This window comes from Aeromicrobium sp. Leaf272, from assembly GCF_001422865.1.
Taxonomy (GTDB): Bacteria; Actinomycetota; Actinomycetes; order Propionibacteriales; family Nocardioidaceae; genus Aeromicrobium.
The window spans coordinates 234,099-248,237 of sequence record NZ_LMMY01000010.1 but is presented as its reverse complement, the minus strand read 5'-3'; the positions used below and the strand labels follow the sequence as shown (position 1 = coordinate 248,237).

The 14,139-nt window shown below is 72.9% G+C and carries 18 protein-coding genes; 13 read left to right on the top strand and 5 right to left on the bottom strand.

The annotated features are described in order from the left end of the window. Positions 1 to 433, top strand: a 433-nt coding sequence (locus ASF38_RS06470) for a hypothetical protein (RefSeq protein ID WP_200914438.1), incomplete at its 5' end; no start/stop codon positions are given. Between the two features lie 31 nt (positions 434 to 464). Here the strand turns inward: ASF38_RS06470 and ASF38_RS06465 are convergent. Next, entirely contained in the window at positions 465 to 1,643 is a 1,179-nt protein-coding gene (locus ASF38_RS06465; RefSeq protein ID WP_056574499.1) for a PQQ-dependent sugar dehydrogenase, read from the bottom strand. Positions 1,644 to 1,786: 143 nt separating this feature from the next. On the opposite strand from ASF38_RS06465, the gene ASF38_RS06460 reads away from it, so the two are divergent. The 5 genes from ASF38_RS06460 (at position 1,787) to ASF38_RS06440 (ending at position 5,159) form a co-directional block, all read left to right on the top strand. After that, complete coding sequence (locus ASF38_RS06460) at positions 1,787 to 2,065, top strand: hypothetical protein (protein WP_055969128.1); 279 nt, start codon at positions 1,787 to 1,789, stop codon at positions 2,063 to 2,065. A 92-nt stretch (positions 2,066 to 2,157) separates the two neighbouring features. Further along, positions 2,158 to 3,162, top strand: a complete 1,005-nt coding sequence (locus ASF38_RS06455) for a PHB depolymerase family esterase (protein ID WP_156366816.1) — start codon at positions 2,158 to 2,160, stop codon at positions 3,160 to 3,162. After that, positions 3,159 to 3,956 (top strand): HAD-IIA family hydrolase, encoded by a 798-nt coding sequence (locus ASF38_RS06450; RefSeq protein WP_055969122.1) that lies wholly within the window; start codon positions 3,159 to 3,161, stop codon positions 3,954 to 3,956. Before ASF38_RS06455 ends, ASF38_RS06450 begins: the two co-directional genes overlap by 4 nt. 110 nt (positions 3,957 to 4,066) lie before the next feature. Beyond that, positions 4,067 to 4,963, top strand: a complete 897-nt coding sequence (locus tag ASF38_RS06445) for an NAD(P)-dependent oxidoreductase (RefSeq protein ID WP_156364663.1) — start codon at positions 4,067 to 4,069, stop codon at positions 4,961 to 4,963. After that, positions 4,953 to 5,159 (top strand): hypothetical protein, encoded by a 207-nt coding sequence (locus ASF38_RS06440; protein WP_056552521.1) that lies wholly within the window; start codon positions 4,953 to 4,955, stop codon positions 5,157 to 5,159. The genes ASF38_RS06445 and ASF38_RS06440 overlap by 11 nt, the downstream gene beginning before the upstream one ends. An 8-nt stretch (positions 5,160 to 5,167) precedes the next feature. Here the strand turns inward: ASF38_RS06440 and mscL are convergent, their stop codons facing one another. The 3 genes from mscL to ASF38_RS06425 all read right to left on the bottom strand — a co-directional run bounded on the left by mscL (position 5,168) and on the right by ASF38_RS06425 (position 6,658). Further along, positions 5,168 to 5,551, bottom strand: coding sequence for a large conductance mechanosensitive channel protein MscL (gene mscL, locus ASF38_RS06435; protein ID WP_055969111.1), 384 nt, complete (start codon positions 5,549 to 5,551; stop codon positions 5,168 to 5,170). 85 nt (positions 5,552 to 5,636) lie between these two features. Further along, the gene (locus tag ASF38_RS06430; protein ID WP_056574493.1) at positions 5,637 to 6,245 is read right to left on the bottom strand and encodes an SAF domain-containing protein; all 609 of its coding nucleotides are present in this window, start codon (positions 6,243 to 6,245) and stop codon (positions 5,637 to 5,639) included. Between the two features lie 101 nt (positions 6,246 to 6,346). Beyond that, on the bottom strand, positions 6,347 to 6,658 hold the full coding sequence (locus ASF38_RS06425) for an FmdB family zinc ribbon protein (RefSeq protein WP_055969105.1): 312 nt from the start codon (positions 6,656 to 6,658) through the stop codon (positions 6,347 to 6,349). Between the two features lie 118 nt (positions 6,659 to 6,776). Here ASF38_RS06425 and ASF38_RS06420 point away from each other — a divergent pair, with 118 nt between their 5' ends. From ASF38_RS06420 to ASF38_RS06410, 3 genes are read left to right on the top strand one after another with little or no spacing between them, the layout of a single operon-like run. After that, entirely contained in the window at positions 6,777 to 8,147 is a 1,371-nt protein-coding gene (locus ASF38_RS06420) for a hemolysin family protein (RefSeq protein WP_056574490.1), read from the top strand. Beyond that, a complete protein-coding gene (locus ASF38_RS06415) occupies positions 8,140 to 9,183 on the top strand; it encodes a hemolysin family protein (RefSeq protein ID WP_055969099.1) in 1,044 nt (347 codons plus the stop codon). The genes ASF38_RS06420 and ASF38_RS06415 overlap by 8 nt, the downstream gene beginning before the upstream one ends. 3 nt (positions 9,184 to 9,186) lie before the next feature. Further along, entirely contained in the window at positions 9,187 to 9,600 is a 414-nt protein-coding gene (locus ASF38_RS06410; protein ID WP_055969096.1) for a VOC family protein, read from the top strand. A 52-nt stretch (positions 9,601 to 9,652) separates the two neighbouring features. Here the strand turns inward: ASF38_RS06410 and ASF38_RS06405 are convergent, their stop codons facing one another. Beyond that, positions 9,653 to 10,243, bottom strand: a complete 591-nt coding sequence (locus tag ASF38_RS06405) for a 5-formyltetrahydrofolate cyclo-ligase (protein WP_056574486.1) — start codon at positions 10,241 to 10,243, stop codon at positions 9,653 to 9,655. A 47-nt stretch (positions 10,244 to 10,290) separates the two neighbouring features. Between ASF38_RS06405 and ASF38_RS06400 the strand changes: the two genes are divergently transcribed. The 4 genes from ASF38_RS06400 (at position 10,291) to ASF38_RS06385 (ending at position 14,006) form a co-directional block, all read left to right on the top strand. Further along, on the top strand, positions 10,291 to 11,631 hold the full coding sequence (locus ASF38_RS06400; RefSeq protein ID WP_056574742.1) for a UTP--glucose-1-phosphate uridylyltransferase: 1,341 nt from the start codon (positions 10,291 to 10,293) through the stop codon (positions 11,629 to 11,631). 5 nt (positions 11,632 to 11,636) lie between these two features. Beyond that, a complete protein-coding gene (gene glp / locus ASF38_RS06395) occupies positions 11,637 to 12,959 on the top strand; it encodes a gephyrin-like molybdotransferase Glp (RefSeq protein ID WP_082480489.1) in 1,323 nt (440 codons plus the stop codon). Between the two features lie 91 nt (positions 12,960 to 13,050). Beyond that, positions 13,051 to 13,479 (top strand): cyclic pyranopterin monophosphate synthase MoaC, encoded by a 429-nt coding sequence (gene moaC / locus ASF38_RS06390; RefSeq protein WP_056580971.1) that lies wholly within the window; start codon positions 13,051 to 13,053, stop codon positions 13,477 to 13,479. Then, a complete protein-coding gene (locus ASF38_RS06385; protein ID WP_055969087.1) occupies positions 13,476 to 14,006 on the top strand; it encodes a molybdenum cofactor biosynthesis protein B in 531 nt (176 codons plus the stop codon). The genes moaC and ASF38_RS06385 overlap by 4 nt, the downstream gene beginning before the upstream one ends. Positions 14,007 to 14,139: the final 133 nt, after the last annotated feature.

The window sequence follows — 14,139 nt, the reverse complement described above, 5'->3', positions numbered from 1 at the left end:
CGCCCCCGCGCTGCTCGAGCGCACCGGTGGGCTCTGGTTCGTGCAGGTGCACGAGCCCCAGGAGCGTGAGCCCGCGACCAACCTCGTCGCCTTCGCCGGCGGGACGGTCCCGGCAGGTGAGGTCCTGCAGGGACGTCTGCCGCGCGAGGCCGGCGTCCGCGCCGCCGACCAGGCCGGTGCGGTTCGGTGGTGGCCGCGCACCGGAGAGGTGGACCAGGTCTACGTGGCCCCCACCCGCCGGCGCAGCGGGCTGTCCACCGTCCTGCTCGCCGCCGCCGGCACGGTCGCGACGGCCACGGGCACGCCCCCGCTCTGGGGAGACGGGCAGCGCACGGCGCTCGGCGAACGGATGAAGCAGGGCTCGCCGTGGAGCCACCGGTTCGCCGAGCTGGAGCACCTGGCGCCGCCGATGACGCCGTTCGACGAGCGTTGAGCCGGGACCTGCGCGCCGCCGTGGCGTCCCGTCAGCGCGGCGTGATGCGCAGGATCTTGTCGTCGGACCCGTTCGACGTCGTCACGTAGAGCGCGCCGTGGGGGCCGAGCTGCGCGCCCCGCAGGCGCCCGTACGTCCCGTCGAGCTCCGGCGGGCGCACGTCGTCGACGAGCTTCAGGGCCGAGTCGAACGTGAGGAAGCGCAGGTGCTGACCCTTCAGCGCCGAGACCGCCAGCGCGCCGTCGAGCGCACCCCAGCCCTCGCCCGTCACGAACGCGGCTCCGCTGGTGGCGATGGTCGGCTGGCCGGAGCTCCACGACGCTGCCCGCTGCGCTCCTGGGATCGCGAAGTCGGTCATGGGCGAGTTGGCGCCCTCGTTGTAGAACGGGTCGCCGGCCTTCCGCGCCACGGGGTTCCAGCCGTGGTTGCCGCCCTTGACCAGGCCGTTGATCTCGTCGTCGCGGTACGAGCCGTGCTCGGCCGACCAGATGCGGCCCGTGGAGGGCTGACGCGCGAGCCCCTGCACGTTGCGGTGGCCGTAGGTCCACAGCCGCCGCTGCATCGCGTTCGCGGCCGTGCCCCACGGGTTGTCGCGGTACCCGTTGCCGGTCGAGCTGACCACGCGGAGCACCTTGCCGCCGCCGGACCGAGGCGCCTGCGGCACGTCCGGTCGGGCCGCGTCGCCGGTGCCGATGTAGAGCGAGAAGCCCGCGCCGCGCTCCAGGGCGCAGCCGCCGTGGCGCCCCGAGCGGGAGACCAGGCTGGTCACGAGGTTGCGCGAGAAGGTCGCCTTGCGCGTGGTCCGGTCCAGCTTCCAGGCGACCACACGGACGTCGGCGGTGGAGCCCGAGCGGTAGCCGTGGCAGGTGAAGAAGAGGCCGGTCTTGGCGAAGTCGACGGAGGTCTCGATCCCCATGAGCCCCGTCTCGCCGCCGTTCCACATGCCCGCCGGGCGGGAGAGGACGACCGTCGAGCGGCCCGACGGCTCGAGCATCGTCACGGTCCGGGCGTCGCGCTGGGTGTAGAGCATCGAACCGTCGGGCAGGAACGTCAGCGCCCAAGGATGGACGAGTCCGGACTGCACGACCTCGACGTCCAGGGCCGGGGCCTCGGCGGCAGCGGAGGTGGCGGCCGGCGTGCCCCCGACCAGGAGGGCAGCGGCGAGCGAGGCGCTCGCGCACAGGACGACGGAGACGCGGCGCAGGTTCATCGACCCAGTATCCGTGCGGTCCGCCGATCCGTCACCCTCTCCGGCGAGGTCGTCACGTCGCCGACGCGCGCCGACGCGGGATCGGTCGTACGCTCACCGCACCACGCAGCACGCCCGCGCACCTCGGAGGCCTCATGTCACGGATGGACGAACGCTCCTGGACCGTGGTCGTGTACGAGGTCAGCGGCGTGCGCGAGCAGCAGAGGATCCTCGCCGACTTCCACACCGCGGCGATGAGCGGCGTGGTCGCGCTGGGTACCCACAACGGGTCCAGCGTGTACGTCGTGGTCGAGTGCCGGGGCGCGGGTGACCAGTGGCTGGTCGACGCCGTCGTGCACCAGATCGACCCCGGGGCCCGGTGCACCAGCGAGCACCCGCAGCCTGCGGGGCTCGCCTCCGTGGTCGCTCCCGCAGACGGCTGACCGCCCGCAGGGGGTGCGCGCCCCGGAGCGCGGGTGACGGCCGACGCGTCGACGATGCCGAGGCCGGGGTCCGCGCCGCGTAGGATGTGCCCGTGGTGTCCCTGGTCCGTCGTGCTCGCACGCATGCCTCGGGACCGCTCCTCGTCCTCCTCGCGTCGGTGCTCACGGCGAGCCTCGTGCTCGCCGGCACCACCATGGCGCGTTCCGACGAGCCGGCGGCCCCGCCCGTCGCCGACGGTCCGTGCAGCACCCCCGCGCCCGGCATCATCGGCACGAGCCAGCGCACCATGACCTTCGGTGGCGCCGACCGGCGCTACCTCGTGCACGTACCCGCCAGCTACGACGGCAGCCGCCCGCTGCCGGTCGTCGTGCTGTTCCACGGTCTCGGACGAGATCCGGAGTCGATGCTGCGCATGACCCGCATGGACCAGCTGGCCGACACCGAGGACGCCGTGGTCGTGGCACCCCAGGCGCTCGGCAAGGTCCCCGCGTGGCGGTTCCGTGAGGTCGACGGTCGCGACGGGGCCGACCTGGCCTTCGTCGACGCGCTCCTCGACGACGTCCGCAGCACGACCTGCACCGACGAGTCGCGCACCTACGCCGTCGGCTTCTCCAACGGTGGCGCCCTCACGATGGCGCTCGCGTGCCGCGACGACGACCGCTTCGCCGCGTACGCGTCGGTGGCCGGCCCCTACCGCACCCCCGAGTGCGCCCAGGCGCCCGCCCGGCCCCTCATCGTGTTCCACGGCATGAAGGACAAGGTCGTCCCGCTCAAGGGTGCCGCCAAGACGAAGATCGGGCGGCTCCCGTCGGCGGTGCTCACGGCCGCACGCTGGGCCCAGCAGAACGGGTGCCTGCCGGGTGCGCGCACCAAGCTGCCCGGTGGCGTCGTCCACCTCGCCTACACGCCGTGCGCGGGCGGCGCCGACGTCGAGGCCTACTTCCTGGGCGCCGGCAAGCACCGCTGGCCCGGCGGTGACGCGCCCGGCGCCACCGTCGACTCGCCCCGGACCCGACCGGCCAAGGGTGACGTGGACGCGACCCAGCTGATCTGGGACTTCGTGCGCACGCACTCCATCCACCAGGAGAAGCCATGACCAAGCCCGTCGTCTCGTGGCTCACCGACATGGACGGCGTCCTCGTGCACGAGGAGCGCGCCATCCCCGGTGCGGCCGACTTCATCGCGGCACTTCGCACGCAGGAGCGCCCGTTCCTGGTGCTCACCAACAACTCGATCTTCACCCCGCGCGACCTGCGGGCCCGCCTGCACGCCGCCGGGCTCGACATCCCGGAGTCCGCGATCTGGACGTCGGCCCTGGCCACCGCCAAGTTCCTGAGCGAGCAGCGTCCCGAGGGAACCGCCTACGTGATCGGCGAGGCCGGGCTGACGACGGCCCTGCACGACGTCGGCTACGTGATGACCACCCGCGACCCCGAGTACGTGGTGCTGGGCGAGACCCGCACCTACTCCTTCGAGGCGATCACCAAGGCCATCCAGCTCATCGAGAGCGGGGCCCGGTTCATCGCCACGAACCCCGACCCCACCGGTCCCTCTCCGTCGGGCAGCCTGCCGGCCACCGGATCGGTCGCGGCGCTCATCACGAAGGCCACCGGCGTCGAGCCCTACTTCGTGGGCAAGCCCAACCCGCTCATGATGCGCACGGCTCTGAACCGCATCGAGGCGCACTCCGAGACCACCGTCATGATCGGCGACCGCATGGACACCGACGTGCTCTCGGGGCTCGAGGCCGGGCTCCGCTCGATCCTGGTGCTCACCGGCTCCACCTCCCCGGGCCAGGTCGACCGGTTCCCGTTCCGGCCCACCCGCGTCGTCGACTCGATCGCCGACGTCGTCCCCCTCGTCTCCGAGCTGGCCGACAGCGACGCCTGAGGGCCCTGGGCCCGGTTCCGCTATCCTGGTCCGATCGATCGATCGCCCGACCGGCGGTCGACACCAGTCCACACACGGCGGTACACCACCCGACGTCACGGAGCCAGAACGTGAAGGTCTTTCTCACCGGAGCCAGCGGAGTCATGGGCCGCTCGACGATGACGAGTCTCGTCGACGCAGGACACGACGTCGTCGGTCTCGCCCGATCCGACCGGGCCGCCTCCGTCGTCGAGGCCCACGGCGGCCGCCCGCACCGCGGCACCGTGTTCGACGCCGACGCGCTCGTCGAGGGCATGCGGGGCTGCGACGTCGTCATCAACTTCGCCGGACGGATGCCGGTGGGCCTGTCGATGCTGCGCCCCGGCGCGTGGCGGGCCAACGACCGGATCCGGGCGATCGGCTCGCAGCGGGTGGCCCAGGCGGCCCTCACGGCCGGCGTCCCACGACTCGTGCAGCAGAGCCGTTCGTCCATCTACGCCGACGGTGGCGACGACTGGATCGACGAGCAGGCCCCCGTCGAGATCACCCGCGACACCGACACGGTGGCCGAGGCCGAGCAGCACGCCGAGGCGGTCCGCCGGCACGGCGCCGACGTGGTGGTGCTGCGCTTCGGCCAGATCGTCGGCCCCGACCCCAGCTCGCGCTGGATGGTGCGTCGTGCCCGGTCCGGCCGGCCCACCGGCTGGGGCGACCCCCAGTCGTGGGTCCACCTCGTGCACGTCGACGACGTCGGCACCGCAGCGGAGTCGGCCCTCACCGCGCCGGTGGGCACCTACAACGTGGGCGCCGAGCCCTGCCGTCGTGCCGACCTGGCCGAGCAGCTCGCGCTCGCGGGCGGGCGCCGCGGCGGGCGCTTCCACCACCGCATCACCCAGAAGGTCGCGGGCGTGCGGCTCGAGACGTTCTCGCGGTCGCAGCGCATCAGCTCGCAGCGCTTCGGCGACCGCGCCGGCTGGCACCCCCTGTTCCCCAAGCTCACCCCGGACTGGCTCGACGGTGTCGGCTGACGACGAGGCGCGGCGCGCGGAGCAGGAGCGCCGGCGCCGGGCCGCGCTGCTGCTCGGGGACCTGCTGCCCGACACCACGCGCGACGAGCGCGACGACGACGTGTCGCCACCGCCACGCACGAAGGGCGGGACGCCCGCACCGTCTCGTCGTGACGACGAGCTGATGCGGGACGTCCCGCCCCATCACGGCGGCTAGACCAGAGGTCAGCCGATCGGACGCTGCAGCGAGTCGCGGATCTCGCGGAGGAGCTGGATGTCCTCGCTGACGCCCTCGGGCTCGGGCTCCTTGCCACGCGAGAGACGCTCGTTGACCGCCTTCATGGGCACGACGACGACGAAGTAGACGACCGCCGCGGTGAGCACGAAGGTGATGATGGCGGTGATGAACGCCCCGTAGGTGAACACCTGACCGTTCACCTCGAAGCTGCCGCCCGCCGTGCCACCGCCGCTGACCAGCCCGATCAGCGGGTTGATGAACGAGCTGGTGAAGGCGCTGACGAGTGCGGTGAACGCCGTGCCGATGACCACCGCGACGGCGAGGTCGACGATGTTGCCGCGCAGCAGAAAGTCCTTGAATCCCTGGATCATGGTGTCCCCCTAGGACGGTTGGAAGGGTCGTCCTCGAGCGTAGGGCACGGTGTGCGTGGCTCCGAGCACCGTCGCCGTGGGTTCCTCAGGCGGTGCCGGGGGAGACCGCCACGACGCTGAGCTGCGCCTCGAGACCGGCACGGGCGAGGGTCAGGGCGGTCTCGCGTGGCGTCTGGACGGCGAGCGTGGCCTCCTCGGCGCCGTCCGGCGCGGGCACGGCAGCGACCTGCGCCGACGTCGCGACGACCGTGGCCCTCGGTCCGTCGTCGCGCGCGGCCACGGCCACGACGTCGACCCGGTCGCCGACCCGCAGCCCCTGGGTGGCCGCTGCGTCGGCGAGGCGGAGCGTGGTCACCACGTGGCCCTCGGGCAGCTGGTCGGTGGTGCCGGCCGAGAGCACCCGGGCGTCGGTGAACACCTCGCCGGCGCGCATGGGGCCTCCGACGCGTCGCCCCAGGAGCGTCTCGACGTCGGTGAGGACGCGGGTGGGAGCCGCGGTGCGGGGGAGCCGGGCCACGGTGACGTCGGCGTCGGTCAGGGCGTGCCCGCTGGGCAGGTCGGCCGCCGCCACGGCGACCGTGACCGTGTCGCCGGGCTGGCGGACCGCGACCACCGTGAGGAGCACGGCCAGGCCGGTGCACACCGCGGCCAGGAGTCGGCGGTGGTCGAGCACGGCGGAGCGGAGTCGGTCCATCCGTGCAGGCTAGGAAAGGGGCGGTCTGCGCTCCACCGGTCGTCCACAGCCCCGGCGCGGCTCACGTGGTGCGGACCACGAAGCAGCACGGGGAGCCGGGGTCAGGAGGCAGAGCCTCCGGAGGACGTCGAGCTGCTCGACGTCGCACTGCTGGTCGAGGTCTTCTCCTTGGCACCGCCGGAGTCCTTGCTCGCCGGCGTGCTCGAGGAGCTCGAGGAGTCCGACGAGGTCGTCGTCCCACGGCTGTCGTTGCGGTAGAACCCGGAGCCCTTGAACACCACGCCCACCGCGTTGAACACCTTGCGGAGCCGGCCCTGGCAGGCAGGGCACTCGGTCAGCGCGTCGTCGGTGAACGACTGGTGCACCTCGAGCGCTTCACCGCAGTCGGTGCACTGGTACTGGTAGGTCGGCACGGGTCTTCTCTCCTGACGTCATGCCGGCGCTCAGGTGCTGAGCCGGCAGGAACTCCTGACGGGCAAAGGGTACAGTTCAGTGCATCGTGACCGACCCCGACTCAGCCGGAATGACCGCATGACCGAGCTTCTGCTGCTGGGCCTCTCGTTCCTGCTGATGCTCGCCTGCGGCGTGTTCGTGGCCGCGGAGTTCTCGTTCGTCACCGTCGACCGGGCCACGGTCGAGCGCGACGCGGAGCAGGGCGACGCCGGAGCGGTCGGCACCCTCAAGGCGCTGCGTTCGCTCTCGACCCAGCTGAGCAGCGCACAGCTGGGCATCACGATCACGAACCTCGCGATCGGCTTCCTCGCCGAGCCCGCGATCGGTCGGCTCGTCCGGGGGCCGCTGGAGGACCTCGGCGTCACCGGTGGGGCCCAGAGCGCGGTCTCGTACGCGATCGCCCTGTTCGTCAGCACCGTCGTGACGATGCTCGTGGGCGAGCTGATCCCCAAGAACCTGGCGCTCGCGCTCCCGCAGCGCACCGCGGCCGTGACCCAGCTGCCGCAGCGGCTGTTCACCACGGTCATGGCCTGGCCCATCCGGTTCCTCAACGGCACCGCCAACCGCACGCTCCGTGCGCTCGGCGTCGAGCCGCAGGAGGAGCTGAGGTCGGCCCGCTCGCCGCTCGAGCTGCGCTCGCTCGTGCTCCGGTCGGCGCGCGAGGGTGCGATCGACGACGAGACCGCCGACCTGGTGGCGCGCAGCATCGCCTTCGGCGACCGCACCGCCGCCGACGTGCGCACCCCACGCGTCCGGGTGCACTTCCTGGAGGCGCGCGACACCGCCCTCGACGTGATCGAGGCCGCCCGGCAGACGGGTCACTCCCGCTTCCCCGTCACGGGGCGCTCGCCCGACGACGTGATCGGGATCGTCCACGTGAAGCAGGCGGTGGGCGTCGACCCCGACCGCCGCAGGAGCGTGCGTCTGTCCGACCTCGCCGGCCCCGTCACGACCGTCCCCGACAGCCTCGAGCTCGACCCGCTCCTGGTGCTCCTGCGGGAGCAGGGCATGCAGATGGCGGTCGTCGTCGACGAGTTCGGCGGCACCGACGGCATCGTCACGCTGGAGGACCTGGTCGAGGAGATCGTCGGCGAGGTGCTCGACGAGCACGACCGGCTGTCGTCGCCCAGCCGCCACCGCCAGGACGGCACGTGGTCCCTGTCGGGCCTGCTGCGGCCCGACGAGGTGCTCGAGCAGACCGGCGTGGCGCTCCCCGAGAGCGAGGACTACGAGACCGTCGCCGGCCTCATGCACGCCGAGCTCGGCCGGCTCGGCGTCCGGGGCGACGTGGTCCGGCTCGAGGTCGACCCCACGCCCGACGACGACGAGGACGACCCGGAGCCGCTGCCCGTCTCGCTCACCATCGACCGGATGGACGGGCGCCGCATCGACCGGGTCACGTTGACGATCGAGGGGCCCGCCGACGGCGAGGAGGCCGACCATGGGTGACTGGTTCGGCATCGGCCTGACCGTCGTGCTGCTGGCGCTCAACGCCCTGTTCGTGGCGGCGGAGTTCGCCCTCATCTCGGTGCGGCGCACCCAGCTGGAGCCGTTGGCCCAGGCCGGCTCGCGCAGCGCCAAGCTCGCCCTGAAGGCCATGGAGAACGTCACGCTCGCCATGGCGGCCGCCCAGCTGGGCATCACCATCTGCTCGCTCGGGCTCGGCGCCATCAGCGAGCCGGCGCTCGCCCACCTGATGGAGCCGGCGTTCGAGGCCGCGAACGTCCCCGACGGCCTGGTGCACCCCATCTCGTTCGTCATCGCGCTGTCGATCATCGTCTTCCTGCACGTCGTCTTCGGCGAGATGGTGCCCAAGAACCTCGCGCTCGTGAAGCCCGACCGCGCCTCGCTCGTGCTCGGTCCGTTCATGCTGGTGGTCATCGCGATCCTCAAGCCGCTGGTCGTCTCGCTCAACGGCATCGCGAACCTCTCGGTCCGCCTGCTCGGCGTGCAGCCGGTCGACGAGGTGGCGTCCACCTACACCCACGACGAGGTGGCCGGGCTCGTCGAGGAGTCCCGTCGCGAGGGGCTGCTCGACGACGACGAGTACGGCCTCGTGCAGGGCGCGCTGGAGTTCCACGACGGTCGGGTCGACCAGGTGCTGCTGCCGCGCGAGAGCCTCATGACCATCGCGCCGTCCGCCACCCCGGTCGACGTCGAGCAGGCGTGCGCGAGCACCGGCTTCTCCCGCTTCCCGGTCACCGACGCCGGCGGCGACCTCACCGGGTACCTGCACATCAAGGACGTGCTGGAGACCGACGAGACCGCCCGGAACGAGCCGATCGCCGACAAGTGGCTGCGACCGCTGTCCACGGTGGGCGTGGGGTCGGGGCTCTACGAGGCGCTGCGCGTGATGCAGGCCAAGGGCTCGCACATGGCACGGGTGGCCGACGAGTCGGGCGCCGTGCTGGGCGTGATCATGCTCGAGGACGTGCTGGAGGAGCTCGTCGGCGAGATCCGCGACGCCGAGCGCCTCGAGGTCTGACCCGTGGATCCCCGTCTCAGCTTCGTGACCCTGGCCGTGCCCGACCTCGACGCGGTGCGCCGCTTCTACGTCGACGGCCTCGGCTGGCCCGTCGAGCTGGAGGCGGACGACGAGGTGATCATGATCCGCGTGGCCGACAAGGTCGTGCTGTCGCTGTGGTCCGAGGCCGGCTTCGAGGCCGAGGTCGGCCCGATCCGCCGCGGCGAGGGCGTCGCACCGATCACGCTGGCGCACAACGTCGGCACGCCCGAGGAGGTCGACGCCGTGCTGGCGGCCGCCCGCGAGGCCGGTGCCGTCCACGTGGCGGCGGGGGAGCACCGCGAGTGGGGCGGGTACTCGGGCTACTTCGCCGATCCCGCCGGCTTCCGCTGGGAGGTCGCGCACAACCCGGGACCGATCGGGCAGGCCGTGCTCTGAGCCGAGTCCTGCTCAGCACGCGCTGCTCGGTGCTTGCGCTCGGGCTCGGGTGTCACGGGACCCGGAAGACCCCGTTCTCGGTGACGACCACGTCGACCGGCACGTCGTGGTCCTCGTGCGGCACCTCCGGCACCAGCTCGTCGGCGTGCACCAGCGCGACCAGGAGGGGGCGCCGCGTCCCGGACAGCGACGCGAGCGCGCGGTCGTAGTACCCGGCGCCGCGCCCCAGACGTCGTCCGTGGTGGTCGGCGGCGAGGGCCGGGAGGACGACCACGTCGACCCCGTCGAGCGCTCCTTCGCCGACGGCAGGGCCCACCGGCTCGTCGACCCCGAGCCGTGACCTGCGGGTGGCCGCCGTCGGGTCGTGCTCGACCCAGGCGAGCGTCCCGTCGTCGTGGGTGACGGGCAGCAGGACGGTGATCCCGCGTGCGACGAGACCGTCGAGGAGGACCGCGGTCCCGGGCTCGTCGGCCATGGAACGGTAGGCCGCCACGCGGCCGGCGCGGGCGATCGACGGCAACGCCAGCAGGTGCGCGGCGAGCGCCTCCGCGACGACCGCCCGCTGGTCGGGGGTCCGACGACGGCGCGACTCCAGCAACGGGCGGCGCGCGGCATGCTTCGCCTCTGCGATCGACCGGCCCATGTGACTAGCCTAGGCGGGTGGACGGACTGGAGCTGGCGCGCACGAAGATGGAACGGGCCGACGTGGCCGCACCGGCGATCGAGGTCTTCAGCGACTTCTACCGCCAGCTCGAGGGAGGGGCGACGGGGCTCGTGCGTGAAGCCGACGTCGACCCGCTCGTCGACGTCGACCGCGCCGCCGACGTCGAGTCCGACGCGCAGGCCCAGCGCGACGCCGCCGCCGTCACGGCGGTCATCAAGCTCAACGGCGGGCTCGGCACGTCGATGGGCATGGACCGTGCCAAGACGCTGCTGCCCGTGCGGGCCGACCTCACGTTCCTCGACGTCATCGCCCGGCAGGTCCAGCAGGTGCGCCGCGACCACGACGTGTCCCTCCCGCTGCTGTTCATGCACAGCTTCCGGACCCGCGACGACTCCCTCGCGGCGCTTGCGGCGCACGAGGGGCTCGAGGTCGACGGGCTGCCGCTGGACTTCCTGCAGAACCGTGAGCCCAAGCTGCGCGCCGACGACCTCACCCCGGTCACCTGGGACGCGGACCCCTCGCTCGAGTGGTGCCCGCCCGGGCACGGCGACCTGTACACGGCGCTGCTGGTCTCCGGTGTCCTGGAGCGTCTGGTCGATGCCGGCTACCGATACGCCACGGTCTCCAACGCCGACAACCTCGGCGCCGCGCCCGACCCGGCGATGATGGCGTGGTTCGCCTCCACCGGCGCTCCGTACGCGGCCGAGGTGTGCCGGCGCACCCCGGCCGACGTCAAGGGCGGCCACCTCGTGGTCCGCCGGTCCGACGGCCGGCTGGTGCTGCGCGAGACGGCGCAGACGGCCGACGAGGACGCCGAGAGGGCCGCCGACCTGACGGTGCACCCGTTCTTCCACACCAACAACCTCTGGTTCGACCTGCCGCGCCTGCTCGAGACGCTCCGCTCGAGCAACGGCGTGCTGGGGCTGCCGCTGATCCGCAACGAGAAGACCGTCGACCCCACCGACCCCACCTCGCCGAAGGTGGTGCAGATCGAGTCGGCGATGGGCGCAGCCGTGGAGGTCTTCGACGGGGCCACGGCCATCGAGGTCGACCGGTCGCGCTTCCTGCCGGTCAAGACCACCAACGACCTCATGCTGCTGCGCTCGGACGTGTACGGCCTCGGCGACGACGCGCGCCTCCGGGCCACGGTCGACCCGCGCCCGCTCGTGGACCTCGACCGCCGGTTCTTCACGACGATCGCCGACTTCGACGCCCGGGTGCCGCACGTCCCGTCGCTGTCGGGAGCGTCGTCGTTGACGGTGCGCGGCGACTGGCGGTTCGAGCGCGACGTGGTCGTGGTCGGTGACGCCCGGCTCGACGACGACGGCACGGCCCGCAGCGTTCCGGCGGGCACCCGGTTAGGCTGACGCGCATGTCGTCCGACGTGGGGAACGAGACCGGTCAGCAGACCGGTGACGCCGCTCCCGTCCGTGGACCCCGCCCTCGGGTGCGTCCGCAGAGCGTGCCCGACGGGTTCCTGACGGTCGAGGACCACCTCGAGCAGATCCTGCGCGGCATCGGACCGCTCGAGCCGTACGACCAGCCGGTGGTCGAGTCGCTCGGCCTGCCGCTGCACGCCGACGTGCGCGCCCCGATCTCCTTGCCGCGCTTCGACAACTCCGCGATGGACGGCTACGCCCTGCGTGCCGAGGACCTCGCCGAGGCCAGCACGGCCCAGCCGGTCGAGCTCCCCGTGGTGGGGGACATCCACGCCGGGACCTCTCGTCCGTTCGCCATCTCCCCGGGCACCGCGGTCAAGATCATGACGGGCGCCCCGGTGCCGCGGGGCGCCGACACCGTGGTCCCGTTCGAGGACACCGACCGCGGGAACGCCCGCGTGCGGTTCACGTCGGCCCCCCGCGTCGGCGCCAACGTGCGTCGTGCCGGCGACGACGTGCGCGAGGGCGACCTCGTGCTGCCGGCCGGCACCGTGGTCGGTCCGCGTGAGGCCGGACTCCTGGCGTCGCTGGGTCTCGGTCGTGTGGCCGCACGCCCGCGGCCCCGCGTGGTGGTGCTGTCCACGGGCAACGAGCTGCGCGAGCCCGGCGCCCACCTCGACTACGACTCGATCTTCGACGGCAACAGCTACATGCTGGCCGCAGCGGTGCGCGCGGCCGGCGCGATCGCCTACCGCGTCGGCGCCGTGGGCGACGACCCCCGCACGTTCCGTCGCACGCTGTCGGACCAGCTGGTGCGCGCCGACCTCGTGGTCACGAGCGGTGGCATCAGCGAGGGCGAGAAGGACGTCGTCAAGGAGACCCTCTCCGCCCTCGGCACCGTCTCGTTCCCCAAGGTCGCGATGCAGCCCGGCAAGCCGCAGGGCTTCGGCACGATCTTCGACGAGCAGACGCCGATCATCACGCTGCCCGGCAACCCCGTCTCGGCCTACGTGTCGTTCGAGGTGTTCGTGCTGCCCGCGATCCGCCGCCTCATGGGCCTCACGCCGTACCGGCGGCCCATGGTGCACGCGGTCCTCACGCAGGACGTGGTGTCGTCCCCGGGTCGGCGCCAGTACGTGCGTGGCGTCTTCGAGGTCACGCACCGCGGGGCGAAGGTGACGCCGCTCGGCGGCCACGGGTCGCACCTGCTCGGGTCGCTGGCGCACGCGAACGCGCTCATCGTGGTGGGGGAGGACGAGACGGCGCTCAACCTCGGCGACACCGTGCGCACCCTCGTGCTCGACAGGCCCTTCTGACGTGGGCGCGGTTGACCCCGACGGGAGTTCCGGGCCGCGGGCGGAGAGCCGGCAGAGCCTGACGCACGTCGACGAGACGGGCGCCGCTCGCATGGTCGACGTCGGTGACAAGGACGTCACGCGGCGCACCGCGACCGCGGAGGGTCGCGTCGAGGTCTCGTCCGAGGTCGTGGCGCTGCTGCGCGGGGAGGGCGTGCCGAAGGGTGACGCGCTCGGCGTCGCGCGGGTCGCGGGGATCATGGCGGCCAAGCGGACCCCCGACCTCGTGCCGCTCTGCCACCCGTTGGCCATCAGCGGCGTCGACGTGTCCCTCACCGTCGTCGACGACGCCGTCGAGATCAGTGCCAGCGTGCGCACGACCGATCGCACGGGCGTGGAGATGGAGGCGCTGACCGCCGTCACGGTCGCGGCCCTCACGGTCGTCGACATGGTGAAGGCCGTCGACAAGCACGCGCGCATCACCGACGTCGAGGTCGTGGCCAAGTCCGGCGGCCGCAGCGGCGACTGGAGCACGTCGTGACCTCGGTCCCCGAGCCTGTCGAGGGGCGCCGTGCCGCGGTCGTCGTCGCCTCCAACCGCGCGTCCGCCGGGGTCTACGAGGACCAGACGGGTCCGATGCTCGTGGAGGCGCTACGCGCCTGGGGCTTCGACACCGACGACGCCGCCGTGGTGCCCGACGGCGAGCCCGTGGCCGACGCGATCTCGGTCGCGCTGGCGGCCGGCGCGGCGGTCGTCCTCACCACCGGAGGCACCGGCATCAGCCCCACCGACCGGACCCCCGATGTCACCCGACCCCTGCTCGACCGCGAGCTCCCCGGCCTCGCCGAGGCCCTGAGGGCGGCCGGCGTCGCCAAGGGCGTCCCCACGGCCGTGCTGTCGCGTGGCCTCGCCGGCGTTGCAGGGAGCACCCTCGTCGTGAACCTGCCCGGGTCCCGTGGAGGCGTCAAGGACGCGATCGAGGTCCTGGCCCCCGTGGTCGGGCACGCGGTCGACCAGCTCGCGGGCGTCGACCACGGCGGTCCCGACCACCCGCAGGCCCACACGTGAGGGTCCGGACGTGAAGGGGTGGCCGGTCGAGCTGTCGCACGGCGACGTGGGCGTCCGGCCGCTCAAGCGGTCCGACGCGGGCGCGTGGGCGCGACTGAGGCGCGCCGACGTGGCGTGGCTGGCGCCGTGGGAG